Source organism: Streptomyces sp. NBC_01445 (assembly GCF_035918235.1).
Taxonomy (GTDB): Bacteria; Actinomycetota; Actinomycetes; order Streptomycetales; family Streptomycetaceae; genus Streptomyces.
This window is the reverse complement of the sequence record NZ_CP109485.1, coordinates 8,531,346-8,556,146: the sequence shown is the minus strand read 5'-3', so window position 1 is coordinate 8,556,146 and position 24,801 is coordinate 8,531,346. Positions and strand designations below refer to the sequence as shown.

The following is a 24,801-nucleotide window of genomic DNA, read 5'->3' as shown; positions in this document are numbered from 1 at the left end:
GGCTGTTCATCGCAGGAACTCGTCTGCTGCCCGCCGGGTGAGTTCCCGGCGCAGCAGGGCCCGCAGCTTCACGAAGTCGGCACGGCGATCGAACGCCAGCACACCGTTGACCACGCCACCGCGGTGGTAGAGGAAGAGCGTCCCGTCCCCGGTACTGCTCTCCTCGATCTCCTCATCTCCGGTCAGACAGCCCGCGAACTGGATGCGGACCCCGTGCTGGTCCGACCAGAAGTAGGGCACGTTGGCGAAACCGTCGCCCGTGTCGCCGTGGATCAGTTTCGCCGCGTTGATTCCCGCCGCACGGCCCTGTTCGGCGGCACTCGTCCAGTGCTCGATCCTCATGGGGGCGCCGAATCGTGCGTTGGGCCAGCGGACCGCGTCCCCGGCAGCGAACACGTTGCGCGAGACACGCAGGGTGGCGTCGGCCAGGATGCCGTTGTCGAAGGTCAGCCCTGATCCGTTCAGCCAGTCGATCGCAGGACGCACTCCGACGCCGACGACGATGACGTCGGCCGGTACCCATGTGCCGTCGGTCAGCAGCAACGAACGGCGTCCGTCCCGTTCGACGACGTCGGTGACGGCACTGCCCAGATGCAGGCCGACACCGGCCCCGCGGTGCAACGCCGTATAGGCGTCGGCGACAGGTTCGCCGAACCGCCCCAGTGGCTTGGCAGCCAGGTCGATGAGCGAGACCGTGCGCCCCGCCTTGGCGAGTGTCGAGGCGAATTCGCCACCGATGAATCCGGCCCCGACTACGGCGACGGCAGCCTTGGGGTCGGTGACCGCGGCGCGCAGGGCCGTCGCGTCCTCGAAGCGGCGCAGTACGTGCACACCGCGTTGGTCTGCGAACGGCGGCGGAACAACGGCCTCGCATCCGGTGGCGATGACCAGAGCGCGGTAGGTCAGTGCTCCACCTGATGACAGATGGACGGTGTTCGAGCCGGTGTCGAGCGACCTGGCACGGGTGCCCAGCCGGAAGTCGACGCCCTTGTCCCGCAAGTCGCGAGCCAGGGGGTAGACGAGCGTGTCGATGTCGACGCGGTCGTGCAGCGGGATCTTGGACAGCGGTGGCAGCTCGTAGGGCAGGTGGGATTCGTCGCTGATCACGGTCACGCTCAGCTCGGGTGCGTGGCGTGCGACGGCTTCTGCGGCGCGGAGGCCGGCAGTGGAACCGCCTATGACGGCGACGTCGGTGGTGGTGGATGGGCTCACGGCTCATGCCTCCGTGAGGGTGCTCACCGCGGCGACGGTGCCATCGGCGCCACGGGCCTCGGCGCCGTGCTCGAGTCCCTTGGCAGAAGGGGCGATCGTGATCTTCTGCGGCTTGGTCAGCGGCGAGACGAACCGGTAGGCAAAGGTCTTGCCCCGCAGGTCGATGCCCTGGCGGCGGAAGTGTTCGCCCATCATGAGGGCCAGCAGCGGGCCATGGATGACAAGGCCGTCGTACCCCTCCTGCTTGCACCAGTCCACGTCGTAGTGGATGCGGTGAGAGTTGTACGTAAGCGCCGAGAACCGGAACAGCAGCCGCTCGTCGACGACCAGCTCCAGCTTCGGACCGTCGTTCCGGGGCGGCTTCACGGCGGGGCGCGGCAGGGCGCTGGAGCCGGGTGCCCGGTAGACGATGTCCTGCTCCTCCCGGATCACCAGTTCACCGTGCTGAAGGATGTCCTGACGAACCGTGGTGAGGGTGAGCGGGCCTGTCCTGCCCTCCTTTTCGACGGACCGCGCGATCGAGGTCACCTTGGTGGCGGGCGCCCCGATCACCAGCCCGCCATGGGTCGTCACCCGCCCCCCGCCGAACATGCGGCGGCGTCCCGGACCGGGCGGGGCGGGAACTCCGGTCTCGGGATGGCCGTCCTCGCCGAGCTCCCGTTCCGGTCCCCTCTCCAGCAGGTAGGTCCAGTGCCACAGTGGAGGCACCATGTCTCCCGCGGCGTGAGGGACGTCGATGTCCAGCGCCGCTGCCAGGGATTCCGTCTGCTCGGCCGCGATGACCTCGGTCCGTTCGACGGTCTGCGTCGCTTCGCGCGTGGCCACGTCAGTCTCCTCGTGTTCCTGCGCGCAGCGCGCGCAGCAGCTCGGTCAGGTCCCGAGAGTTGTCCAGGTTCTCCACTGCACGCACCAGGCCGTCTGCGACCGACGGCCCGTACGGTGCGAGCAGTTCCTCCGCCTTGCCCACGACTTCGGCATGCGTGAGCGGGCTCTCGGCCGACCCCTTGGCGGTGGTGGGGTTGCCGGCGACCAGGGTCACCTTCTCCCCGTTGGTGAACTCGACCTCCAGCAGCGGCCCGTCCTCCAGCTGGATGTCGATGTCCACCTGCATCGAGATCTTGTCGAGCGTTGCGCGGACGGCAGGCTCGCCGACACGGGGCGGGTCGAACTGGTCGAGCCCGACGCGCCGGTGATGGAGGGCGACGGCGACCGCGTACGGAAGGCTGAACTGCGCATCGAAGACCGACTCGATGGGGTCGACGGAGAGCATGTTCACCGCTGTCTCACCGGCGGTGATCACAATCCGGTGCACATCCTGGGGCCGGATGTCCCGCGCGTCGACCATCGCGAGCACAGCGTCGATGGTCGAGTGGCTGCCTCGGCAGCAGGCGTACGGCTTGATGTACGCGCTCGCCACGTTGAAGTCGACTCCAAGTTCCTTCAGCGCCTTCTCGGGAAAGCCCTCGCCGCCGTTGTACAGGGCGAACAGGCCGCCCCATTCGGCCTCGAAGATCCGGCGCGGGCCGGTGATCCCGGCCCGGGCGAGAAGTGCGGCGTCGGCTCCGGTCTCCCCCGCCTTGCCGGGGTGGATCCGCTTGGTCCAGGCCCCGTCGTCGATGAACGCCCAGACGCCGCCGGTGAAGGAGCCGGCGATTCCCAGGGCATCGGCGAAGCGCTCGGCATCCAGGCCCAGCACCTTGGCACTCGCCGCAGCTGCGGCGAAGCTGCCCATGGTGCCGCTGGAGTGCCATCCACGGTCGGTGTGCGCGGCGAAGCCGCCGAGCGACTGCAGGGTGCGGTAGCCGATGTCGTAGCCGGCGATCGTCGCGGCGATCAGCGCCGGTCCGTCCGCCCCGGTCGCCTCGGCGACGGCTATTGCCGCAGGCAGCACCGTGGATCCTGCGTGCCCGGGACCGCCGCCGTCGTCGAAGTCGCGGGCGTGGGCTGCCGTCCCGTTGGCCAGTGCGGCGTGCGCGGGCGACAGCCTGTGGGGCGTACCCCAGACCAAGCTCCCCGACCCGTTGCCCTGCACGTCGGCCAGGGCTCCGTTAACCCGCGTGGCCTCGTCGGTTCCGGCTCCGGCGAGCGCCACGGCCAGCGTGTCCAGGATGTTGTCCTTGACGCGCTCGACAACGTCGGTGGGGATCTGTTCGAACGGAAGATCCGCCCAGTGCGTGGCCAGGCGTTCCGTCAGCGATGGCTGCGTGTCAGTCATCAGTCTCTCCCCCTACGGCCTGAGGTCCACGGAGAGGGACTTGACCAGCCAACGGCCGCCCGCCTGACCGATCTCGGTGCCGTCCTCCACCACAACCGCGTCGGGGAAGTGGTCGGCCAGGTAGCGGACGACCTCTTCCATCTCGACCTTGGCGAGCCCCTGTCCGAGACAGTTGTGGCCCCCGGTGCTGAAGGTCAGCGGTTGGTTGTTCTCACGCTCCAGCACGAACTCGGCCGGACTCCCGAAGCGCTCAGGGTCGCGGTTGGCAGACCACACCGCGACATGGACGTCCGAACCCGTCGGGATGACCGTCCCGTTCAAGTCAATGTCCTCGGTAGCGATCCGGCTGATGACCCCTGGCCGGGGATACAACCGCAGCACCTCGGTGATCGCTGCCGGGATAAGCGTGTGATCCTCGACAAGTCGCTGCCAGATCTCGCGGTTGCGCAACAGGGTCCACACCACCAGGCCTGCCTGGTGCGTGGTGTTGACCGAGCTCGCCTCCAGCATTGCGGTCGCTTCGTCGAAGAGCTCCTTCTCGTTGAGCTTGCCGGCATCGTGCCGCCCGATGAGGAACGACAGCATGTCCTCGCCCAACCCCTGTGCCCGCTTGCGGGCGACGAGTTCCCGCAGGTACGCGAAGAGTTCGTCGTAGGCCTCAAGGATGTCCGGGATCAGGCTCGGGTCTCGGTTGAGCAGCGACAGGGTCCGCTCCGAGAGGCTTGCGACCTTGGGGGCGTCCTCGACCGGAGCGCCGGCGAGGTAGCAGTACACGCGGGCCGGCAGGCGACGGTCGATGACACCGTGGAAGTCGACGGGGGCAGCGGGGTCAAGGTCCGCGGCAAGGTCCCTGATGATCCCGCGTAGCACGTCGCGGATGTTCTCGACGGTGGCCGGTCCCATGAACCGGGCCAGCGGCGTACGCAACCGAAGGTGCCGCGGCCCCTCTGCCATCAGGACGCTGTCCGCCCGGAAGTCACGTACCGGGCCCTCCTTGATACCGAAATCCTCCATCAACTGGAGCGAGGCGTTCCGGAAGCGGCTGTCACGCAGGACGGCGGTGGCGAGTTCGAAGCTCAGGACTGTGTAGCCGGCCGAGCCGTGGGCGAGCGGGCCTTCCGCCAAAGCACCTCCAGGGTGCACGAGGGCGTCGGGCGCGAACGGTTCGAAGTGCGGCAATGTCGTGGTCATGAGGCGGAGATCGCCCCCAGCGGGCAGCACAGGACAACTTCTTCAAGTTCGTCCGCACGCTCCTCCTCGACGTCGGTCCGCAGCTGCTCGAGCAGCCCGTCCTCGCCGATACGGAAGATGTCCGGCATGAGCGCCGCACAGGTGCCGTTCGCGTCGCACTTGGCGAAATCCACTGTGACTTCGAACATTTGGGAAGACTCCCTTCTTGTGGAGCCCGCCCTGCAGGTGCATGGCGTATCAAGCGGTAGGGACTCCAGCAGTTATCACAGTGACCCGCACCGAGGGATCCGACAAATATCAATTCCTTCACTCATCGATACACTCAACATATGACCCACCGAGGTCACACGCATGATGGGCAGTGGAGCATCGTGACCATGACCCTCACGATGGAGCCAGGGCACGTGAGGCGGGCATCTGAAGCCGACAAATCACGGGGCCGGCATGGAGGCGATCTCCGAACTCGCCACAGCATCAGGCCCGTTGTGGATCATGCGGCACCAGACTGTGTCCGCGAACTCGTACACCAGTTGCGGGTCGCTCAGCGCGGCGAGCGAGCTCGTCCGCGCCTACGTCCGCGGCCTCCAGGGTGAGCGGTTGGGCAAGCAGTCGGTCTCGGCCATGGTCAAGCACTTCCCCGGCGGCGGCCCCCAACTCGACGGCGAGGACCCGCACTTCCCCTGGGGCAAGGAACCAGGTCTACCCCGGTGGCATGCGCGACCTGCACCTCGAACCCTTCAAGGCGGCCATCGCCGCCGGCTGCGCCCAGATGATGCCCTACTACGGCCAGCCCATCGGTACCGACTGGGAAGAAGTCGGGTTCGGCCTCAACAAGGGCGTCGTACAAGGGCTACTGCGGGACAAGCTCGGATTCGACGGCATCGTCTGCACCGACTGGGGCCTGATCACCGACGCCGAGATCTTCAGCGAAGTGCACGAAGCACGCGCCTGGGGCCTCGAGTCACTGGCCGAACTCCAGCGAGCGGCCCGCGTGTTGGACGCCGGATGCGACCAGTTCGGCGGCGAGTCCCGCACCGACCTGATCATCGAGCTCGTCGAGTCGGGCCGCATCCCCGAATACCGCCTGGACGCCTCCCTGCGCCGGATCCTGCGCGAGAAGTTCACCCTCGGCTTGTTCGACGCCCCGTACGTCGACGCCGACCTGGCCGCCGAGACCGTCGGCCGCGCCGACTTCACCGAGGCGGGCGCTAAGGCACAGCGCCGCTCACTGACCGTCCTCGCCAACACGGCCGGCGCCCTGCCGGTGACCGGCCGCCCGAAGCTGTACGTCGATGACGTCGCGGCCGAAGTAGCGGACGAATACGGCACGTTGGTGACCGACCCGGCTCGCGGTACTGCGCCTGCGCGCCCCGTACGAACCGCGAGCCAACCGCTTCGAGTCGTTCTTCCACTCCGGGACCCTGGCCTTCACCGACGAGGAACTCAAGCCGATCCTCGACCTGCTCGACTCGGTCCCGACCATCGTCTGCATCAACCTGGAACGGGCAGCGGTCATCCCCGAGATCGCCGAGCGGGCCGCCACCCTCGTCGCCGACTACGGCGCCAGCGACGCCGCCCTCCTGGACGTCGCCTTCGGCCGGGCCAAGCCGGAGGGACGACTCCCCTTCGAACTCCCCCGCTCCATGGACGCCGTCCGCGCCTCACGCCCCGACGTCCCCAACGACACGGAGAACCCGCTGTTCCCGTACGGGGCGGGGCTGACCCTGTAGACGGGGCGAGGTAAGGACACAGAGGTCTGGGCGGAATCTCGTGACGGTCACGATCGCGTAGTCCCCGGCCTGTGCGTTTGGCGGCGGGAATGCCCTGGCCATAGGGGATCTGTTCGCGTTGAAGGACGTGCTGTTCCCGGATGCCGTGGGGATGGTGCTGGATCGGTTGACCGAAGTGGACGGGGTGGCTGTGGCCGAAGTCCACAGGGTCGTACTGGAGTTGACGTGCCGGACTGCGCGACCGTCTAGCGCCGGGTGCACAGCCGCTACGGACGGCGTCTCCCCGAGTACCCGGTCGGCGGGCACCGGGTGGTGGTGAAACTGGAGGTCCTGCGGTTCTTCTGCGCCGCCTGTGGCTGCGGGCGCCGCGCGTTCGTCAAGCCGGTCGAGGGTCTGACCACGCGTTATGCCCGCGCCGGCCCCGGTGTGAAGACGTTGTGGCGGGCTGTCGCGCTCACAGCGGGCGGCCGACCGGGCATGCGACTGTGCCGTTTGCCCACCGTACCCACCGGCCAGTACCGGCTACTCGGCCAGCTGCAGGCGCCCGACGTTCCCGCCCGCAGCCCGCGGGTGCTGGGCGTCGACGACTGCGCCTTCCGCGCGCACCTACGGAACCAGCCTGGTCGACGTCGAGACCTCCCTCCATCGACCTGTTGGCCGACCGTGCCAGCGAGACGCTCGCCGCCTGGCTCACCGCACACCCCGGCGCCGAGATGTCTGCCGGGACCGCGACAGCGGCTACAGCCGCCGCGGCCGGTCCCGCGCGGATCGTCTTCGCCGAGGCCAACGATCACGCCATGGTGCTCGGCACCGCCGGACTCGTCGTATCTCACAAACTCAGACTCATCGCGTGACCCGAACGAGGCCGACCCCCAGGGCCGCCGAAGCAGACCGGGACGTCACGTGGCGCGGGTCAGCAGCGGCATGGCAACGCCGTCGACCAGATACTCGACGAACTCCGCATCCAGAGGCAGGCCGAGCAGAGCGTGGCGCATGAACAGGGCCGGCGCACAGAGCTCATCGATGAATCGCACGTCCTGGTGATCCAGGGCGAGTTCCCCACGCTGTTCCGCCCGCTCGCAGACAGCCCGGACGGGCGGTACAGCGGGGATCAACAAGGGGCGCAGCAGCGCCGCGAGCTCGGCATCATTGCGCATGGTGACGAAAAGACCGCTGATCACGGCGCCTTGCTCGCCACTCATCCACTCGGCGAGCAACCGGAGGTATGCCAGGAGGTCGCCGCGCAGCGTGCCGGTGTCCGGCACCTGCAGGTCTTCGGCCGGGCGGTAGCTGATGGCCGTGGTCACCAGGTCCGCCTTGGTGGGCCAGTGCCGGTACAGCGTGGCCTTGCTCGTCCTGGCGCGGGTCGCCACTGCCTCGTAGTGCAGTCCCTGGTATCCGGACTCAGCGAGTACCTCGTAGACGGCTCGTAGGATGGTTCGCTCACGGCTTGCCGAGAGCCTCTTGGTAGGCCGGGCGATCGCCGTGGTCGGTGCCGCCTGCTCGGACATGGCACCCCCTCGCTCTTACAACGTGGACAATCTCGGCGCGTGCCCGACCGATCATCCAGCAACGGTTGAGCCGGGCAGTTGCCTCGACAAAGTCGAAGCCTTGGACGGCTACTTGATCCTTTACAGGATACGCGGCAATCGGCGCAGCCACCGAACGGTTTCCGAGGTCGGGTCACCCCTGTTGACCAGGGAGGGTGCCGGTTCTGGCGGCCAGTTCACCATCGCGGCATTTGCGCCCCCGCCCGAGGCCGTCCACATCGATCCACGCTCTGACCTCGCCGTGCTGAACGCTCCGGTGCCGCACCCGGCACCGGAGCTGTTCCGCGCAGTCAGCCGAGTCCGTCGGCCCCGATCTGGACGGCGCACTCGTCCAGCAGGGAGGTGCTCACCGGCTGCTGCCGCCCGTCGAGGTCGAGCACCGGGGTCGCCTCCTTGTACCAGGACTCGATCACCGCGTTGCCCCAGAAGTCGCGGCGGCGGTCATCGTGGACGTTCCAGCGGTACGTCTCGTGGTCCGGGTCGCCGGTGTAGTAGTCGGAGGTGTAGATCTCGACGCGGTGGCCGTCCGGGTCGCGGAGGTAGACGTAGAAGGCGTTGGAGACGCCGTGTCGGCCCGGCCCGCGCTCGATGTGCTTCTCCTCGTGGAGCGCGCCGAAGATGTCGGCGGTACGCAGCACCTGGTGGGATTCGTGGGTGGCCACCCCTAGGTGGTGCAGGCGCGGTCCGGCACCACCGGTGAAGGCGACGTCGTGGACGGTCTGCTTGCGGTACATCCACGCCGCGTACAGCTCGTGCTCGTCGCCCTCGATGGTCTCCGAGCAGCCGAAGCCGAGGGACTTGTAGTGGGCGTAGGCGGCCGGGATGTCGGGGGTGCAGATGTTGAAGTGGTCGAGGCGGGCGATCTGCGCGCCGCGGTGGAGGTCGTAGCGCTGGATGAGACGCTCGCCGCGTTCGATGTCGTGGAAGAACTCGACCGGGAAGCCGAGCGGGTCGATGACGCGGACCGCGTCGCCGACGCCGACCGTGCCCTCGTCCTTCTTCAACCTCTTTACCGGGCGGCCGAGTTCGGTGAAGAACCTCTCCGCCTTGTCCACGTCCTCGGGGGTACGCACGCGGTACGCGATGTGGTCGAGCGCCGCGGTCTCGCCCTTGCGCAGGACGAGGGAGTGGTGGGTCAGTTCGTCCGTTCCGCGCAGGTAGAGCGAGCCGGCGTCCTCGTGCTGGACGTGGAAGCCGAGCATGTCCACCCAGAACCAGCGGGCCCGGGACAGGTCGGTGACAGCGAGCTGGGCGTAGGCGGAGCGCACCACGTCCGGTGCGGGTGCGACAGTCACAGCAGGCGCGGCAGTCATCGGGCGACTCCGAATCGGGGGGTGTGCACGTCTCCGAGGGCCACGTGGACGATCTTGGACTCGGTGTAGAAGTCGATGCTGTGGGCACCTCCTTCGCGGCCCACGCCGGATGCCTTCACGCCGCCGAAGGGGGTGCGCAGGTCACGGATGTTGTGGGAGTTGATCCAGACCATGCCGGATTCGACGGCGTGCGCGATGCGGTGGCCGCGCTTGAGGTCCGAGGTCCAGATGTACGCGGCCAGGCCGAACCGGGTGGCGTTCGCCAGCTCGACCGCCTCCGCCTCGTCGTCGAAGGGTGCGACCGCCACGACGGGGCCGAAGATCTCCTCCTGGAAGATCCGGGCGTCCCTCGCCACATCGGCGAAGACGGTCGGCTGGAGGTAGTTGCCCTCGGCGAGGTGGTTGGGGCGGGCACCACCCGCCACCAGCCGGGCTTCCTTCTTGCCGATCTCGACGTAGTTCAGGACACGTTCGTAGTGCTCACTGTGGACCAGCGCGCCGACCTGGGTGTCCGGGTCCGCAGGGAGTCCGACCGTGACCTGCTCGGCGCGCTCGGCGAGGCGGCGGGTGAACTCCTCGTAGAGCGGCCGCTCGACGAGGACGCGTGAACCGGCAGTGCAGCGCTCGCCGTTGAGCGAGAACACGCCGAAGACGACCGAGTCGAGGGCCGCCTCGATGTCGGCGTCGGCGAACAGGACCACCGGCGACTTGCCGCCCAGTTCCATGGAGGTGGTCTTCAGGTGCTCGGCGGAGGAACGGATGATGTGCCGACCGGTGTCGGTCGAGCCGGTGAAGGAGATCAACGGGACGTCCGGGTGGTCGACCAGTGCCTGACCGGCCTCGTCACCGATGCCGTGGACGATGTTCACGACTCCGGCCGGCACGCCCGCCTCGGCGAAGATCTCCGGCCACAGCGTCGCGGACAGCGGGGTCCACTCGGCGGGCTTGAGGATCAGGGTGCAGCCGGAGGCGAGCGCCGGGGCGAGTTTCCAGCTCTCCAGCATGAACGGGGTGTTCCACGGTGTGATGAGCCCGGCGACCCCGACCGGGGTGCGCACCACGTAGCTGAACTGGTCGCCGCCCTGCCGGAACGCCTCCTCGCCGAGCGCGACGATGACGTCGGCGAAGTAGCGGAAGTTCTCGGCGGCGCGGCGTGCCTGGCCCCTGGCCTGGGTGATCGGGAGGCCGGAGTCGTACGACTCGAACTGGGCGAGCCGGTCGTGGCGCGCCTCCACGGCGTCGGCGATGCGGTTCAGGACGCGGGCGCGCTCACGGTTCGAGAGGGCCGACCAGGCGGGGAAGGCGGACTCGGCCGCAGTGACAGCCCGTTGGATGTCGGCGGCTGCGCCGCGTGCCGCCTGCGCGTAGACGGAGTTGGAGGCAGGGTCGGATACGTCGAAGGTGCGTCCGTCGGACGCGTCGACGAGTTCGCCGCCGATCCAGTGCCGGATGGTCGAGGGCAGGCCCTCGGGCGAGTTACTCACTGGTCGGCTCCGTTCTGCTGCGTTCCCAGCTGCTGCGTCAGGTCGCCGCCCTCGGTGAGGAGCGCGCGGATGCGGGTCAGGCCCGGGTCGGTGGGCGTGATGAGCGGCGGCCGTACGTGCGGCGAGGCGATCCGCCCCTGCTGGGCCAGGACCCACTTCGCCGGGGCCGGGTTGGTCTCCACGAACAGCAGGTCCACCAGCGGGTGCAGGCGGTAGTGCAGTTCGCGGGCGCCCTCGAAGTCGCCCGCCTCCCACAGCTCATACATGCGTGCCACGGCGGTCGGCGCCAGGTTGGCCACCGCGCTGACGAAGCCGGCGCCGCCCAGGGCGAGTAGCGGCAGGGACAGCAGCTCGATACCGGACCACACGAGCAGCGAGCGGCCGCAGGCGTGGAGCACACGGGAGAAGTGCTCGAAGTCCTTCGTCGTCTCCTTGACGCCGACGAAGTTCTCGAAGTCGGTGAACAGTCGCTTCACCGTCTCGGGTGCGATGTCGACGGCGGTGCGCGAGGGCACGTTGTACGCGACGATCGGCATGTCCGGGAACTCGCGGGCCACGGTGGCGTACCACCGGTAGAGGGCCTCCTGGGTGGGGCGCGCGTAATAGGGCGTGATCACTAGTGCCGCGTCGGCTCCCAAGTCCCTTGCCGCTGCGGTCAGTTCGAGTGTCTCGTTCAGCTTGTGCGAGCCGGTTCCCGGCAGGAAGGGGACCCGGTCCCCGATCTCCTCGACCGCCGTCCGCATGCCGGCAATCCGCTCGGCGACGGTCTGCGCGCTCGGCTCACCGGTGGAGCCGCCGAGCGAGATGCCGTGCGAGCCGGAATCCAGCTGGAAGCGGATCAGCGAGCGCAGGCCCTCATGGTCGACAGCGCCCTCGTCGGTGAACGGGGTGACGACAGGGGCGATGGATCCCCGTATGACGGCGGGATCGCTGCGGAACTTCATGCGGAATCTCCTTGCGAGGCATGCGGGGCGTACGAAGAGTCAGAAGTGTCGGATGTGTCGTGCGTGCGGCTGCGGCGCCACAGCTCGAACGGCTCGCTCCACTCAGGTCCGAGGGGGTAGAGGCCGTCCACGCTGTGCCCGGCGCGCACCTGCTCGGTGATGAACTGTTCGCGCAGCTCCTGCTCCTGGCAGTCGGCGATCAGCTCCTCCGCGAGGTCGAGCGGTACGACCACGACGCCGTCCGCGTCGCCGACGATCAGGTCGCCGGGCTGGACCAGGGCTCCACCGCAGGCGATGGGCACGCCGGAGTCCCACGGCACATGGCGGCGGCCCAGGACCGAGGGGTGCTCACCCCCGCGGTACACCGGCAGGCCCAGATCGGTGACCGCGGCGCTGTCACGCAGGCCGCCGTCGGTGACAACCCCGGCCGCGCCGCGCGTCTGGGCGCGCAGCGCGAGGATGTCACCGAGGGTGCCGGCCGAGGTGTCGCGGCGGGCGTCCATGACGAGTACATGGCCGGGCCGCAGCTCCTCGATCGCCCGCTTCTGGGCGTTCATGCCGGCGCCGTACTTCTTGAAGAGGTCCTCGCGCAGGGGCAGGTAGCGAAGGGTGTGGGCGACGCCCACCATCTTCTGGCCCGGCAGCGTGGGGCGGACGCCGTCGATGCTCATGTGCGGCAGTCCGCGGGAGCGGAGCTGTGCGCTGAGGGTGGCGACGGCAACCGACCGCAGCCCGTCCTCAAGCCCCTTTGCTAGCAGGGGGGTTGGCGTGTAGGCGGTGCCGTACGCCGCCTCGCGCTCCACCTCGTCCGCCCTGGGCATCGCTCCGTACGCCTCCAGGGCGGGCCCGGCGGCGACGGGGTTGCGCAGACGGCCCGTGGACAGGCCGCTGCCGCGGACCTCGACCTCCACCACATCCCCCGGTGAGGCGACGGAGGCGCCGGCCGGGGTGCCGGTGAGGATGACGTCCCCCGGCTCCAGCGTGACGAGGCGCGACAGGTCGGCGATCAGCTGCCCGAAGGGGAACAGGAGGGTGTCCGTGGTGTCGTCCTGGACCAGCTCACCGTTGACCCAGGAACGCAACTGAAGTGCGGCCGGGTCGAGTTGGCGGGCGTCGAGGAGTCGCGGGCCGAGCGGCGTGAGCCCGTCGGCCCCCTTGGAGCGGAGGTTGGAGCCGCGGTCCGCGTAGCGCAGGTCGTAGACCCCCGCGTCATTGGCCGCGGTCACCCAGCGCACGTACTCCCAGGCATCCTCAGGGCTCACCCGCTGGGCGCGCGAGCCGATCACCAGGGCGATCTCCCCCTCGAAGCCCAGGAGTTCGCAGCCCTGCGGACGCACGAGGGCGTCCTTGGTGCCCGCGAGGGACGAGGGCGGCTTGAGGAAGTAGGACGGGTGGGCGGGGATGCGTCCCCGTTCCCGGGCGCGGCTGGGGTAGTTGAGGTGAACCGCGATGATCTTCGAGGGAGGATTGCCGAGCGGGTGCGTCATCACGAGCGCTCCAGGCTGTGCTGGTCCAAGAAGGCCTGCACCTTGGCCTTGTAGGGCTCGCGGTCGTACGACTTCACGTAGGCACCGGCCATCCGCACCGGGTCGCCGAAGAAATAGTACTCGTACAGGGCCTGCCGGCTGGAGAAGGCGGAGATGCAGGTGTCCCACACCAGGCGGAAGAGCTTGACGCGCTCCGCGCCCGTCAGCGTGGCCGACTGCAGGTAGGCCTCGATGTCGGCGGCGGCGGGGCCGTTGACGTCCAGTTCGGTCGGCGTGGCCATCAGGCCGGAGGCGCCGAGCTTGCGCAGGATCGCCGGGAAGCGCTGGTAGAGCTTGGGATAGAGGTTGCGGGCGGCGTTGAGCGGCGCCCAGGCCGGGGTGAGCACGCCGTACTCGTTGAGTTCGGCGTCGGCCTCCGCGGCGCGCAGGAAGGCGCGCAGCGTCTCCAGCGTGGTGATGATCTCGGCCACGTCCTCCTGGACGTGGCCGAACTGCTCGATGCCGATGGCCTCGGTGAGGAGCGACACCAGACCGAGGACATACTCGGTCTTGGCCGTGGTGCGGGTCACGACCTGGTGGGTCATGTGGTTGACCGAGTTGGTCTGCGAGTAGAAGCCGTTGCAGAGCTCCGCGTCGCCCAGGGCGAAGCAGCGCTCGAACGGGACGTGCACGTCGTCGAAGACGACCACGCAGTCCGACTCCTCGAAGCGGGAGGCGAGGGGGTGGTCGTGGCGCGGCCGGTCGTAGTCCAGCGGTTCGCGGGCGATGTAGCGCAGGCCCGGGGTGTCGTTGGGGATGGCGAAGGCGTAGGAGTACGGCTTGTCCTCGGGGGTGCCGCGCAGCACGGTCGAGGGGAAGACGAGCATCTCGTCGGCGAACGGAGCGATGGTCGCGAGCATGCGCGCTCCGCGGATCACGACGCCGTTGTCGTCCTCCTTCACGATGCGGGCGGCGAGCTTGCCGCCGGCCTGCTGGGTGCCGGCGACCGAGCGGTTGACCTGCGGCGGGATCAGGGTGTGCGTGCACAGCAGGTCCTGCTCGCGGACCTGCTCGTAGTAGCGGCGGATGTTCTCGCCGAACGCCGGATTCGCCTGGGCGAACCAGTCGGCGGCCGAGGCGAGGGCCATCAGGGAGCTGTTCATGTAGTCGCCGGTACGGCCGAGCATGCCGTTGCTGTGGTCGGCCCACACCTTGAACGCGTTGCGGCGCTTGACCAGGTCCTCGGGAGTCTTCGGGGTGAGGAAGGAGGTGCCGACGGGCTCGCCGGTCGTGGGCGAGGTGTAGGTGAGGACGTCCTTGTGGGCGTCGGAGTGCTGGAGGTCGTACAGCTCGGCGTACGTCTGGACGACATTGCGGAAAGCGGGGTGGTCCTGGATGCCGCCCTTGAGGGTCTCGCCCTGGATGTGCACGGTGGCACGGGAGTTGGACAGTCGCTCGAGGAATTCCTTGCCGGTGCGTGCAGGCATGCTGGTGCTCCTGAAAGTGTGGGAGTGCGCGGCCGCGAGCGGGCCGCGCCGAATCAGATGAGGTATTCGAAGCCGTCGGTCGACTCGGTCGCCGCGCCGAACCGGCTCCAGGCGTAGGTGAGTGCGTCGCCGTCGCGATGGCCGAGGTCCGTGACGCGGCCCAGGACGAGGGTGTGATCGCCGCCGTCGTACGTGCGCCAGGGCTCGCATTCCACCCAGGCGAGGGGGTTCGCCAGGCGCGGGACGGAGGTTCCGTCGGCCCAGCGCGGCTCGGCCGCCTCGCGCGCCCCGGCGAACTGCCGTGCCAGCGGCTCCTGTTCGGCCCCCAGGATGTTCACACAGAAGGGGCGGTCGAGCAGCTGGTCGTGGCAGCGAGCGCGACGGGCGACACTGACGAGGACAAGTGGGGGCTCCGCGGAGACGGAGGTGAAGGAGTTCATCGTCGCGCCGCGCGGGCCGTCTTCGCCCGCGTACGTCACGACGGTGACACCGGTGGCGAACCGGGCCATGCAGGCACGAAGGGCCGCCGGGCTGGGCGGGGCAAGCATCTGTGTCATGAGAAGGACTCCCTTGAGTCGGCCGCCGCAACGGCGCCACGTGCGGGACGCTCAACCGGTCGGGCGCGGTCCCGTGAACAGGGAAGGAAATCGAGTGAGTTCGACTCGAACCCACTAATCAAAGCTTTGATTAATTGGGACGGTACTCGCCCTCGCGACCCCTGTGAAGCCCTGCGGCGAAGACTCTCCGACGATGCGGCAGCGATCGCCCGCAGCACAGAATGAGCCGCCTCCTGATACTAGACGTACCGTTTCGAATCTGGTTTATTGCAGGAAGTGCACACCGTCCGGCACCTGCGCTGTGCCATGGGCTCGCACGTCGGGACGTTGTGCGAGCCCCACCGCGCCACCGGTGTCTCCGTCGGGCGCGTCCAGCCGAAGAGCGAGGAGCACGAGGCCCCATGTCCGTCGCCGGCGTCTCCCTGCTCGTGCTGCCCGCCATATTCATCATCGGGACCGTGTGGCCGATCAGCATCGGCGTGGTGTCGTTCGCGGCGACCTTCGTCGTCGGCATTCTCATCGCCGGCATCCCTGCCGAAGGCCTCTTCGCACTGTTCCCTGCCGACATCTTTGTCCTGCTGGCAGGAATCACCTACATGTTCTCCGTGGCCCGGCAGAACGGGACCATGGCGGTGATCACCGAGGCGGCCGTGCGGCTCGTGCGCGGCCGTGTCGCGGTCATCCCCTGGATCTTCCACGCACTCGCGATCGTCTTCAGCGCCATGGGTGCCGGCCCCGCGGCGGCGACCGCCGTGCTCATCCCGGTCGCACTGGGGGTCGCCCAGCAGGCCAAGATCAGTCCCTTGCTGATGGGCATCATGGTCATTCACGGGAGCCATGCCGGATCCATGTCGCCCCTCAGCCCGATCGGTGCGCTCGTCAACGGGGCGGCTGCCACGGCGAAGCTCCCCGACTCCTCGGGGACGGTCTTCGTCAGCTCCCTGCTCTTCAACATCACGCTCGCGCTGACCGCTTACCTCCTGCTCGGCGGCGTGGGGCTGATGCGCCGCGGCAGTGAGTCCATCCGGATCGGTCCGGCCCGGGCAAAGGAGCCGATGGAAGGGCACGGCTCACCCTCGACACTGGGCACAGTCCTGGCCACGCAGGAAAGCACGACAGTGTCCGCCCCGGCAACGCTCCGCCCCCAGCACTTGGCCACGCTCGCCGGCATCGCCGCACTGGTCGTCCTGGGGGTCGGCTTCCAGTTCAACGTAGGCCTCAGCGCATTCGCGGTCGGACTGCTGCTCACGGCCATGGCTCCGAAGCAGGACACTCACGCCGTCGCCAGCATGTCCTGGTCCACCATGCTCATGCTCAGCGGCGTCATGACCTACATCGGACTGGTCACCAAGGTCGGCGGAATGCGGCTGCTGTCCGATGCGCTGCTCGGTGCGGGATCCCCCGTCCTGGCAGTTCTGCTGATCGCCTTCGTCGCCGCACTGACCTCGCTGTTCTCCGCCACCGGAGCCGTCGTCGGGGCTCTCGTCCCAGTACTGGGAGCCGTATTGGGCGCGCACGCGTCCGTACCCGCCGCTGGCGCCCTGTCGGGGGTCGCGATCTCCTCCAGCGTCGTCGACAGCAGCCCGCTCTCACTCCAGGGAGCGGTGCTCCTGGCGAACGTCGAGGAGCACCAGCGGCGACCGCTGTTCCGGCGACTAATGGCCTGGGGAGCGGCCATGGTCGTGGTGGGCAGCGCCGTGCCACTGCTCCTCTTCGTCCTTCTTCCCATGTGGCTGGGGTGAGCCGGCCTGTACGGGTCGGCTCGCCTCGGCGACCGAACCACCCGCAACCTGCAAAGGGCATCTTCATGGCTGTATTTCTCTCCGACCACGACGTCCGTTCCCTGCTCGACTGGGAGTCCGCCATCGACGCGCTGCACGAGGCTTATGCGGCACCGACGTCCGAGGGGCACTTCCCGCCTCGGACGATGGCCCGCGGCGAGCAGGAGTGGATGCGCACCCTGAGCGGGATACTGCCGGGCAGCGGTGTGATGGGGGCCAAGCTCATCGCTGTGTCGAACGGCCATCGCCGTGGCGCCTACCTCGTCGCGCTGTTCGACCTGGAGACCACGGAACTCGTCGCCCTGCTCGACGGGCGGTCGATCACGGGGTTCCGCACGGCGGCGACCTCCGCCCTCGCGGTCCGTTGTCTGGCACCGCGACGGCCGCTGTCGGTCGCGGTCATCGGATCGGGTTTCGAGGCGACGAACCACCTCCGCGCCCTGGCGACCACGATGGATCTCACCTCCGTACGTGTCTTCAGCCCGAGCCCGAAGAGCCGGGCCCGGTTCGCCGACTCCTTCGCCGACCTGTCGGTCGATGTGACTCCTGCCGAGTCCCCTGAGGAGGCTGTCGAGAGCGCGGATCTGGTGGTGTGTGCCGCCCGTTCGCGGGACGAGACACCTACGCTCCGGGGCTCGTGGCTCAAGGCCGGCACGACGGTCGTCTCCATCGGCTCGACGCTGCCCGAGCAGCGCGAACTCGACCCGGCCGCCATCGACCGCGCGGACGTCGTGGTGTGCGACCAGGTCCGCGAAGTCGCCGACGAGACCGGTGACTTCATCGCCGCGCGCGAAACGGGCATCGAGTTCACCGACAAGCTCGTGACCCTGGCCGATGTCGTCTCCGGCCGCGCCCCGGACCGAGCCACAGCCGACGGCATCGTGCTCTACAAGTCGGTCGGAGCGGCCCTGCAGGACCTCACGGTGGCGGCCCTGTGTGCCCGGGTCGCTGAGAAGCGAGGCGTCGGTGTGCCCCTGGACGCGAGCATCAGCCGCGCCTTCCACGAGGCCTGAGCCAACAGACCGAACAGCCCTCGGGGGCGCCTCCACCGCCTTCATCAGACGGTGGAGGCGCCCCCGAGGGCTTACTCAGGCCGGCGCGTCACACAGGGTTACGTCCAATGAAGAACTCGCGGAACGGGTCCATGCTCGGCTCGAAGCCGGAGTCCACCAACCCCTTGCGCAGAGCCGCCATCTGGCTGTCCTGCAGGCGCATCGTCGGCTGACGGAGCGGGCCGCCGTTGTAGCCCTGGAGCCACCCCTGGAACTTCCAGGCCTGACGGTTGAGAACGGATCCCCCGTGCAGGGTGCCGAACAGTCCGGCCTTCGTCTTACGGGCCGCGTGCAACTGCCAGTAGATGGCGGTCGCCTCGTCGTGCTTGCCGTCACGGAGCAGCTGCATCACCCGCGGGATCATCGGACCGAAGTACTCGTGATCGCTGGTGGCCGACAGCTGGATGGGCATCACCTGCGACAGCGGGATCAGATCGCCCTCGATCGGCACCGAGATGACCACCTCGTCGCCGAAGAGCCGGTTGCACTCCACGGCGCTCTGGATGTTCGGGTATCCGCCCTCGGCCTTGATGACTGCGATGTTGGGAATGTCGTCGATCAGTCGGCGGGTCAGGCTCGTCGGGAGGTCCGAGGGGTGGATGCGGGCGCCGAAGTTCCAGATCGTCATCGGGAACAGGATGATCCCGAGGTTCGTGGCGTCGCAGACGGCCTTCGTGTAGTCGTAGATGTCCTGCTCGGACTCGGGGTAGAAGTTGGGCGGGTACGCCAGCAGCACGAGGTCCGCGCCCGCGGCCTCGGCACCGCGCACGGCTTCCAGGTTCTGCTCCAGGTTGTTCCAGCTCGCGTGGTGGACGACGTAGAAGCCGTCGCCGGCCTCGTCCTTCGCAATGCGGAGGAACTCCAGGTACTCGTCAAGTCCGATGCTGATCTCGGATATGCCCAGGGTGCCGATGAAGCCGTGCTCCTTGGCGAGGCGGATGTCGTGGCGGATACCTCGTTCGTTGATGCCGCGCAGGTCGCCGGTGAACGAGGGGATGGTGCAGTTGACAGCGCCGACGAGCTTCTCGCGGGCCCAATCACGGGCCTCGGCGCGCGTGTATGCGGGCATGCTGGTTCCTTTCGTGCGGGTGCTTTTGTACAGGTGCTCTTGTACGGGTGGTGACCGTGGGGTCTACCGGGCGCCGGCGCCTTCCCAGGAGAGGTACTTCATCTCCAGGTACTCGTCGATGCCGTGGACCGAGCCCTCGCGCCCGAGGCCGGACTGCTTGACGCCGCCGAAGGGGGCGACCTCGTTGGAGATCAGCCCTGAGTTGATGCCGACCATGCCGGCCTCGAGAGCGGCGGACACTCGCCAGATCCGCTCCGCGTCACGGCTGTAGAGGTAGGCGGCGAGCCCGTACTCGGTGTCGTTCGCCCTGCGGACCGCCTCCGCCTCGTCCTCGAACCGGATGAGCGGCGTGACCGGTCCGAACGTCTCCTCCCGCGTGATCTTCATGTCGGCGGTGACATCCGCGAGGACCGTCGGCTGGAAGAAGAATCCCCCGCGGTCGTGGCTCGTCCCACCACACAGGACACGCGCACCGTGACGGGTGGCGTCCGTGATGTGGTCCTGGACCTTGTCGACAGCGGCGGCATCGATGAGCGGCCCCTGCTCCACCGCGGGGTCGAAGCCGTCCCCGACGGTCAACCGGGCCACGCGCCGGGCGAGTTCGTCCGCGAAGCGGTCGTAGATGCCGGCCTGGACGTACACCCGGTTCGCGCTGATGCACGCCTGGCCGGTGTTGCGGTACTTGCTCGCCAGGACGCCTTCCACGGCCGCCTCCAGGTCGGCGTCGTCGAAGACGAGGACGGGCGCGTTGCCACCCAGTTCCATCGAGGCCTTCTTCACCGTCTCGGCGCACTGGGCCAGGAGGATCCTGCCCACCTCGGTCGAGCCGGTGAAACTGACCTTGCGGACTGTCGGGTTGCCGGTCAGTTCGGGGCCGATCTCCCGGGCGTCGCCCAGGACGATGTTGAGGACGCCCGCCGGGACCCCTGCGCGTTCGGCGAGTTCGGCCAGCGCCAGCGCGGTCAGCGGTGTCTCCGCAGCCGGCTTGACCACCATCGTGCATCCGGCGGCCAGGGCCGGTGCGGCCTTGCGCGTGATCATGGCCGCCGGGAAGTTCCACGGCGTGATGGCGACGCACACACCGACCGGTTCCTTCAGTACGACGACACGGCGTGACGGGTCGGGCGCGGGGAAGACGTCGCCGCGTACGCGCTTGGCCTCCTCGGCGAACCACTCGATGAACGAGGCCGCGTAGGCCACCTCACCGCGTGCTTCACTCAGAGGCTTGCCCTCCTCCAGGGTGATGAGGCGGGCCAGGTCCTCCGTGTGCTCCGTCACGAGGTCGAACCAACGGCGCAGGATCTGGGCACGCTGCTTGCCCGACCGGGCCCGCCAGTCCGGCAGCGCGCGGTCGGCGGCGGCTATCGTCTCGGCCACCTGGGCACGGTTCATGGCCGGCAGATCCGCGAGCGTCTCGCCCGTGGCGGGGTTGGTGACGGCGAATCGCCCGGACTCACCGTGGTCGACCCAGCCTCCGTCGACGTAGGCGGACTGGCGCAGCAGTGACCCCTCAGTGAGGAGGTCTTCGGGAGCAATGGTCGTACTCATGGAACTGCCTCTTTCACAGGCGGGAATTGGGGGGTGGGCATCGGCGCCGGGCCGTCCTGGGGACGTGCCGGGCGGGCGAGGGCCGGAAGGCCGCGCCGCCTAGACTCCTGGGGTGAGCCACGAGAACCCGGACGCCGATAAGTTGCATTTCTGGTCGTTCATCGACCACGCGGTCAGCCGCACACACCGCGAGTTGCCCGCCGTGGATCCGCTGGCGATGCGGCTCGTGCTGACCTTCACGCGGGCCGCGAGCATGCTGGTCTACGACCTCGAATCCACCGTCCACCGTCCCCGCGGCTGGTCCTGGGCAGGTTTCCGGGTGGTGTTCGCGATCTGGCTGGCGGGACCTGTCGAGGCGAAGAAGGTCGCCGAGCTGTCCGGCATGAGCCGGGCGGCCGTCTCGGCGCTCATCGCGACACTGGAGCGCGACGGTCTGGTGACCAAGGAGCGCGCACCGTACGACGGGCGCGCGGTGCTCCTCAGCCTCACCGAGGCCGGCCGTGAGGCCATCACCACGGCGTACCAGGCGCACAACGAACGCGAACAGGAGTGGGTGGGAGCTCTCAGCGAGGACGAACAGCACACACTGATCGCCCTGTTGGAGAAGCTCACCGCCCACTCGCTCCAGTTCGAAGTCAAACAGCGATCGTAGGTGCCGGGTCCCACCACCGGCCGCATCGGTCATGACGGCCGCTACCAGCACACGGTGCGCTGTGTGCCGAGCCCGGTGATCTCGCTCTCCATCACGTCGCCCGCGCGCAGGAACCGCCCGTAATGCGAACCGTTGCCCTGCGGCGATCCGGTGATGACCATGTCGCCCGGTCGCAGCACGACGCGGTGGGAAATGTACGAGATGAGGGCCGCGACCCCGAAGATCATGTCGCTGGTGTTGCCCTTCTGCATGAGCTCGCCGTTGAGCCGCAGGGTGATGTCGAGGTTCTGCGGGTCGGGTACGAAACGGGCAGGGACGAGATAGGGGCCTGTGGGGTAGAAGCCGGGCTGGTTCTTGGCCCGCATCCAGTCCGTGCCCATCATCGGAATCTCGGGTCGGGGCACGAGGCTGCGCGTCGTCAGGTCGTTGCAGATGGTGTAGCCCGCGACGTGGCCGAGGGCTTCCTCCCGTCCGACCTCGCGGGCCTCGCGGCCGATGATGACACCCAGTTCGAGTTCCCAGTCATGGTTCTCGCCGAGGCTCGGCAGGATGACGTCGTCGTACGCGCCACTGATCGCGGACGGGACGCCGACCCACACGTACGGTTCACCGTGAGCGGCACGTTCGTCCATCTCGCGGGCCGCCTGCTCGCGCAGTTCCTCCTCGGTGGCGTCCGCCTTCCCCAGGCGGTGGGCCACGGTGATCTCGATGACGTGCTCGCGGTAGTTGGCGCCGGCGGCGAGGATCTGGCCCGGCGGCTGGACCGGGGCGAGCACGGTCAGCTCGCCGACCGGCCGCCCCTCGCCGACGGGCGCATCGGCCAGACTCTGCAACTTCTCCAGGCAGGTCTCCCAGTCGGCGAGCAACTGCGACGTCGAAACCGCCGTGGACACGGCGGCCCGGGTGTCGTACACCCTGCCGGCCACGACGATGCCCGGGAACGGCTGCGACGGTCCGGCGCTGAAGGTCCCCAGCGCGAAAGAGGTTCGGCTCATGATGTGATTCCTCGGGATTTTCTGTGGGTGCGGGCGAACTCCTCGTATTCCAAAAGCAGTTCGGGATCGTCGACCGCGCCCGAATCGACCACGTCCCGCAGTGCGGCGCCCTGGAGCAGACGCTTGACCGGCACCTCGATCTTCTTTCCGGTACGGGTGTGGGGGATCCCGCGCACCGCCACCACGTCATCCGGTACGTGGCGTGGGGACAGGCCCTCCCGGATCGCTTCCTTGATCCGCAGGGCCGCGCCCACCTGGTCGGCGCCGTCCTGAAGGGCGACGAACAGCGGCATGTAGTAGGCGTCCGGGCCCAGTTCGGCGCCGACGACCAGTGCCTCTCGGACCTCCGGCAGCGCCTCGACGACCTGGTAGATGTCCGCGGGGCCCATTCGCACCCCCTGCCGGTTGAGGGTGGAGTCCGAGCGGCCACGGATCACGCTGCTGCCGTCGGGGTCGAATTCGATGAAGTCCCCGTGCCGCCAGACCCCGTCGTACGTGGAGAAGTAGCTCTCCTGATAGCGCCGGCCGTCCACGTCGTTCCAGAACTTCAGGGGCATCGACGGCATCGGCTGGGTGACGACCAGCTCGCCCTGTTCTCCTACGACGGGGCGGCCGGCCTCGTCCCATGCCTCGACGGCGACTCCCAGGGCGGGGGCCTGGATGCGCCCAGTCCTGACGGGCAGGGTAGGGGCGCCTCCGACGAAGATCGAGCACACGTCTGTGCCGCCGCTCATGGAGGCGAGCCACACGGCGCCGAGCCGGTCGTACACCCACCGGAAGCCGTCGTCGGACAGGGGCGATCCGGTGACCTGCACCGTCCGCAAGGAACTCGCTTGCGGGGCCAGGTCCGCCTTGAGGCAAGCGTGCAGATAGCCGGCGCTGAGCCCGAGCGTGTCGACGCCATGCTCCTCGACGACCCGGAACACCCGTCCCAGGTCAGGGCGGACCGGGTTGCCATCGAGGAGGACGATCGTCGCGCCGACCGCGAGTCCGGAGACCAGCATGTTCCACACCACCCAGCTGGTGCTGGCGATGTTGAGATAACGGTCGCCCGCCCGCAGGTCGGAGTGGAGCCGCAGGACCTTGAGGTGTTCCAGGAGAACGCCGCCGTGGCCGTGCACGATGCCTTTCGGCGCTCCGGTGGTGCCGGAGGAGAACAGGGCCCACAGCGGGTGGTCGAAAGGAACCTGGTCGAACTCCGGCTCGCCTCCCCGATCGACGACCTCACTCCACAGGGACACGGGCCGGTCCGCGGGCGGCACGCTGCCTGGGTGGAGGTGGTCGACCCAGAACACGTGCTCCACCGAAGGGAGTTGCTCGACCACGGCCAGCATCTCGTCAGCGCGCTCGTGCGTGCGGCCGCCGTAGTGATAGCCGTCCGTCAGCAGCAGGACCTTGGGCTCCAACTGCGCGAACCTGGACAGCACTCCGTCCGCGCCGAACTCCGGCGAGCAGACCGACCACACGGCCCCGACGGCGGCGCAGGCGAGGAGCCCCACGACCGCCTCGGCACGGTTGGGCAGGACGGCTGCCACCCGGTCGCCGTGTCCCACTCCGAGGCGGCGCAGCGCGGCCGAGACCGCGGCGACCTGCCCCCGGAGCTCGGACCGCGACAGCGAACGGGAGGCTCCGTCGTCGTCCACCACGACGATCGCCTCGTCCGGACAGCGGCGCAGGACGTGCTCGGCGTAGTTCACGGTGCGCCCGGGGAACCAGGCGCCCCCGGGCATCTCCGTCGGAGCCACCGGACCGGCCGGGACGCCGCCGAGGCGGACGTCCTCGAACGCGGCGACCGACTCCCAGAACCGGCCGGGATCCGCGACCGACCATCGCCACAGGTCCAGGTAGTCGGCCCCGCCGTCGTAGTCCTTCAACCCGCTTCGGTAGCGGGTCAGTTCACTGCCTTCGTGCCCGGCCCTGGTCGGCCGCCACAGAACGTCGTCATGCTCGGCGCTCATGAGACGACGGAGGCGGCGCTGCCGACGGGCAGAGCACCCATGAGGACGAACGCCATGCGGCAGGTGCGATCGCTGCGATTGGCCCAGGAGTGGTTGGTGCCGCGCTGGATGATCACGTCTCCGGTCCTGGCGAGGGTCTCCTCCTCATCTGTCAGCAGCCAGATCTCGCCCTCGAGGACGATCGCGTAGTCCAGGCTGTCGGTCCGGTGGAACCAGAAGTGGCGGTCGCCCTCGGTGTCCTGCGCGGCATCACGGGCGTGATCTCCCCCGATGTCACCGAAGAGGGAATCGGCGGCAGCGTCGCTGTAGGACTCGTCGGGCGGGAAGCTCGCGATCCTGAACACCGTCCCGCCGAGCTTCGGGGACATCGGAACCTCGGCCTCCGCCGGGGCGGGGTCGTTGTTGTCGTCGTTGCTGAGGTCACCGGGCTCGGTCTGCCACGGCACGATCGCGCCGAACCCTTCGACGTCCGTCGACACGAAGACGTTGGGGGTCGGACCGTCATTGACGATCGTCGAACGCCCCTTGGCGGTGTGCCCGGTGACGATGCGGCGTACCGGCTTGAGGACTTGCGCGCTGCTCATCTGGTGCTCCCGT

22 protein-coding genes are annotated in these 24,801 nt (G+C 68.6%); 5 read left to right on the top strand and 17 right to left on the bottom strand.

The window, feature by feature from the left end; translation table 11 throughout:
* Positions 1 to 6 precede the first annotated feature (6 nt).
* Genes OG574_RS38945 through OG574_RS38925 form a run of 5 tightly spaced genes read right to left on the bottom strand, consistent with a single transcriptional unit; the run spans position 7 to position 4,806 of the window.
* Positions 7 to 1,212: an NAD(P)/FAD-dependent oxidoreductase gene (locus OG574_RS38945; protein WP_266667692.1), complete on the bottom strand. Its 1,206-nt coding sequence runs from the start codon at positions 1,210 to 1,212 to the stop codon at positions 7 to 9.
* Between the two features lie 3 nt (positions 1,213 to 1,215).
* Positions 1,216 to 2,037, bottom strand: coding sequence for a mesaconyl-C4 CoA hydratase (locus OG574_RS38940; RefSeq protein WP_266667694.1), 822 nt, complete (start codon positions 2,035 to 2,037; stop codon positions 1,216 to 1,218).
* A 1-nt stretch (position 2,038) separates the two neighbouring features.
* Positions 2,039 to 3,427 carry an MmgE/PrpD family protein gene (locus OG574_RS38935; protein WP_266667696.1) on the bottom strand — a complete coding sequence of 463 codons (1,389 nt, stop codon included), beginning with the start codon at positions 3,425 to 3,427 and terminating at the stop codon, positions 2,039 to 2,041.
* Positions 3,428 to 3,439: 12 nt separating this feature from the next.
* Positions 3,440 to 4,618, bottom strand: a complete 1,179-nt coding sequence (locus tag OG574_RS38930) for a cytochrome P450 (protein ID WP_266667698.1) — start codon at positions 4,616 to 4,618, stop codon at positions 3,440 to 3,442.
* Entirely contained in the window at positions 4,615 to 4,806 is a 192-nt protein-coding gene (locus tag OG574_RS38925; RefSeq protein ID WP_266667700.1) for a ferredoxin, read from the bottom strand. The genes OG574_RS38930 and OG574_RS38925 overlap by 4 nt, the downstream gene beginning before the upstream one ends.
* Positions 4,807 to 5,330: 524 nt before the next feature.
* Between OG574_RS38925 and OG574_RS52830 the strand changes: the two genes are divergently transcribed.
* Positions 5,331 to 6,362, top strand: coding sequence for a glycoside hydrolase family 3 N-terminal domain-containing protein (locus tag OG574_RS52830; protein ID WP_442816873.1), 1,032 nt, complete (start codon positions 5,331 to 5,333; stop codon positions 6,360 to 6,362).
* Positions 6,363 to 7,001: 639 nt separating this feature from the next.
* Complete coding sequence (locus OG574_RS38910) at positions 7,002 to 7,202, top strand: hypothetical protein (RefSeq protein ID WP_266667704.1); 201 nt, start codon at positions 7,002 to 7,004, stop codon at positions 7,200 to 7,202.
* Between the two features lie 45 nt (positions 7,203 to 7,247).
* Here the strand turns inward: OG574_RS38910 and OG574_RS38905 are convergent, their stop codons facing one another.
* The 7 genes from OG574_RS38905 to OG574_RS38875 form a co-directional block, all read right to left on the bottom strand.
* Complete coding sequence (locus OG574_RS38905; RefSeq protein ID WP_266667706.1) at positions 7,248 to 7,859, bottom strand: TetR/AcrR family transcriptional regulator; 612 nt, start codon at positions 7,857 to 7,859, stop codon at positions 7,248 to 7,250.
* Positions 7,860 to 8,188: 329 nt separating this feature from the next.
* The gene (hpaD, locus tag OG574_RS38900) at positions 8,189 to 9,211 is read right to left on the bottom strand and encodes a 3,4-dihydroxyphenylacetate 2,3-dioxygenase (RefSeq protein ID WP_326777014.1); all 1,023 of its coding nucleotides are present in this window, start codon (positions 9,209 to 9,211) and stop codon (positions 8,189 to 8,191) included.
* Positions 9,208 to 10,695, bottom strand: a complete 1,488-nt coding sequence (gene hpaE / locus OG574_RS38895; RefSeq protein ID WP_266667710.1) for a 5-carboxymethyl-2-hydroxymuconate semialdehyde dehydrogenase — start codon at positions 10,693 to 10,695, stop codon at positions 9,208 to 9,210. The genes hpaD and hpaE overlap by 4 nt, the downstream gene beginning before the upstream one ends.
* Positions 10,692 to 11,639: a 4-hydroxy-tetrahydrodipicolinate synthase gene (gene dapA / locus OG574_RS38890; RefSeq protein WP_266667712.1), complete on the bottom strand. Its 948-nt coding sequence runs from the start codon at positions 11,637 to 11,639 to the stop codon at positions 10,692 to 10,694. The genes hpaE and dapA overlap by 4 nt, the downstream gene beginning before the upstream one ends.
* Positions 11,636 to 13,126 carry a fumarylacetoacetate hydrolase family protein gene (locus tag OG574_RS38885; RefSeq protein ID WP_326777013.1) on the bottom strand — a complete coding sequence of 497 codons (1,491 nt, stop codon included), beginning with the start codon at positions 13,124 to 13,126 and terminating at the stop codon, positions 11,636 to 11,638. Before OG574_RS38885 ends, dapA begins: the two co-directional genes overlap by 4 nt.
* Positions 13,126 to 14,592 carry a 4-hydroxyphenylacetate 3-monooxygenase, oxygenase component gene (gene hpaB, locus OG574_RS38880; RefSeq protein WP_266667716.1) on the bottom strand — a complete coding sequence of 489 codons (1,467 nt, stop codon included), beginning with the start codon at positions 14,590 to 14,592 and terminating at the stop codon, positions 13,126 to 13,128. The genes OG574_RS38885 and hpaB overlap by 1 nt, the downstream gene beginning before the upstream one ends.
* A gap of 53 nt (positions 14,593 to 14,645) precedes the next feature.
* Positions 14,646 to 15,149, bottom strand: coding sequence for a flavin reductase family protein (locus tag OG574_RS38875; RefSeq protein ID WP_266667718.1), 504 nt, complete (start codon positions 15,147 to 15,149; stop codon positions 14,646 to 14,648).
* 401 nt (positions 15,150 to 15,550) lie between these two features.
* Between OG574_RS38875 and OG574_RS38870 the strand changes: the two genes are divergently transcribed.
* Positions 15,551 to 16,891, top strand: coding sequence for an SLC13 family permease (locus tag OG574_RS38870; protein ID WP_266667720.1), 1,341 nt, complete (start codon positions 15,551 to 15,553; stop codon positions 16,889 to 16,891).
* 65 nt (positions 16,892 to 16,956) lie between these two features.
* Entirely contained in the window at positions 16,957 to 17,943 is a 987-nt protein-coding gene (locus OG574_RS38865) for an ornithine cyclodeaminase family protein (protein ID WP_266667722.1), read from the top strand.
* A gap of 88 nt (positions 17,944 to 18,031) precedes the next feature.
* On the opposite strand, the gene OG574_RS38860 is transcribed toward OG574_RS38865, so the two are convergent.
* Both OG574_RS38860 and OG574_RS38855 read right to left on the bottom strand, forming a co-directional pair.
* Positions 18,032 to 19,051: a dihydrodipicolinate synthase family protein gene (locus OG574_RS38860; protein WP_266667724.1), complete on the bottom strand. Its 1,020-nt coding sequence runs from the start codon at positions 19,049 to 19,051 to the stop codon at positions 18,032 to 18,034.
* Positions 19,052 to 19,114: 63 nt separating this feature from the next.
* The gene (locus OG574_RS38855) at positions 19,115 to 20,599 is read right to left on the bottom strand and encodes an NAD-dependent succinate-semialdehyde dehydrogenase (RefSeq protein ID WP_266667726.1); all 1,485 of its coding nucleotides are present in this window, start codon (positions 20,597 to 20,599) and stop codon (positions 19,115 to 19,117) included.
* 112 nt (positions 20,600 to 20,711) lie between these two features.
* Here OG574_RS38855 and OG574_RS38850 point away from each other — a divergent pair, with 112 nt between their 5' ends.
* Complete coding sequence (locus OG574_RS38850) at positions 20,712 to 21,251, top strand: MarR family winged helix-turn-helix transcriptional regulator (protein WP_326777012.1); 540 nt, start codon at positions 20,712 to 20,714, stop codon at positions 21,249 to 21,251.
* A 41-nt stretch (positions 21,252 to 21,292) separates the two neighbouring features.
* On the opposite strand, the gene OG574_RS38845 is transcribed toward OG574_RS38850, so the two are convergent.
* Genes OG574_RS38845 through OG574_RS38835 form a run of 3 tightly spaced genes read right to left on the bottom strand, consistent with a single transcriptional unit; the run spans position 21,293 to position 24,788 of the window.
* Positions 21,293 to 22,246, bottom strand: coding sequence for a fumarylacetoacetate hydrolase family protein (locus OG574_RS38845; RefSeq protein ID WP_326777011.1), 954 nt, complete (start codon positions 22,244 to 22,246; stop codon positions 21,293 to 21,295).
* On the bottom strand, positions 22,243 to 24,204 hold the full coding sequence (locus OG574_RS38840; protein WP_326777010.1) for an acetoacetate--CoA ligase: 1,962 nt from the start codon (positions 24,202 to 24,204) through the stop codon (positions 22,243 to 22,245). Before OG574_RS38840 ends, OG574_RS38845 begins: the two co-directional genes overlap by 4 nt.
* The gene (locus OG574_RS38835) at positions 24,201 to 24,788 is read right to left on the bottom strand and encodes a cupin domain-containing protein (protein ID WP_266667730.1); all 588 of its coding nucleotides are present in this window, start codon (positions 24,786 to 24,788) and stop codon (positions 24,201 to 24,203) included. Before OG574_RS38835 ends, OG574_RS38840 begins: the two co-directional genes overlap by 4 nt.
* Positions 24,789 to 24,801 lie beyond the last annotated feature (13 nt).

Bases quoted from the DNA above. Each gene is read 5' to 3' on its own strand.
- OG574_RS38935 (WP_266667696.1), bottom strand. From the start codon at position 3,427: ATGACTGACACGCAGCCATCGCTGACGGAACGCCTGGCCACGCACTGG.
- OG574_RS38930 (WP_266667698.1), bottom strand. From the start codon at position 4,618: ATGACCACGACATTGCCGCACTTCGAACCGTTCGCGCCCGACGCCCTC.
- OG574_RS38925 (WP_266667700.1), bottom strand. From the start codon at position 4,806: ATGTTCGAAGTCACAGTGGATTTCGCCAAGTGCGACGCGAACGGCACC.
- OG574_RS52830 (WP_442816873.1), top strand. From the start codon at position 5,331: ATGCGCGACCTGCACCTCGAACCCTTCAAGGCGGCCATCGCCGCCGGC.
- OG574_RS38905 (WP_266667706.1), bottom strand. From the start codon at position 7,859: ATGTCCGAGCAGGCGGCACCGACCACGGCGATCGCCCGGCCTACCAAG.
- hpaD (WP_326777014.1), bottom strand. From the start codon at position 9,211: ATGACTGCCGCGCCTGCTGTGACTGTCGCACCCGCACCGGACGTGGTG.
- dapA (WP_266667712.1), bottom strand. From the start codon at position 11,639: ATGAAGTTCCGCAGCGATCCCGCCGTCATACGGGGATCCATCGCCCCT.
- OG574_RS38885 (WP_326777013.1), bottom strand. From the start codon at position 13,126: ATGACGCACCCGCTCGGCAATCCTCCCTCGAAGATCATCGCGGTTCAC.
- hpaB (WP_266667716.1), bottom strand. From the start codon at position 14,592: ATGCCTGCACGCACCGGCAAGGAATTCCTCGAGCGACTGTCCAACTCC.
- OG574_RS38875 (WP_266667718.1), bottom strand. From the start codon at position 15,149: ATGACACAGATGCTTGCCCCGCCCAGCCCGGCGGCCCTTCGTGCCTGC.
- OG574_RS38870 (WP_266667720.1), top strand. From the start codon at position 15,551: ATGTCCGTCGCCGGCGTCTCCCTGCTCGTGCTGCCCGCCATATTCATC.
- OG574_RS38865 (WP_266667722.1), top strand. From the start codon at position 16,957: ATGGCTGTATTTCTCTCCGACCACGACGTCCGTTCCCTGCTCGACTGG.
- OG574_RS38860 (WP_266667724.1), bottom strand. From the start codon at position 19,051: ATGCCCGCATACACGCGCGCCGAGGCCCGTGATTGGGCCCGCGAGAAG.
- OG574_RS38855 (WP_266667726.1), bottom strand. From the start codon at position 20,599: ATGAGTACGACCATTGCTCCCGAAGACCTCCTCACTGAGGGGTCACTG.
- OG574_RS38845 (WP_326777011.1), bottom strand. From the start codon at position 22,246: ATGAGCCGAACCTCTTTCGCGCTGGGGACCTTCAGCGCCGGACCGTCG.
- OG574_RS38840 (WP_326777010.1), bottom strand. From the start codon at position 24,204: ATGAGCGCCGAGCATGACGACGTTCTGTGGCGGCCGACCAGGGCCGGG.
- OG574_RS38835 (WP_266667730.1), bottom strand. From the start codon at position 24,788: ATGAGCAGCGCGCAAGTCCTCAAGCCGGTACGCCGCATCGTCACCGGG.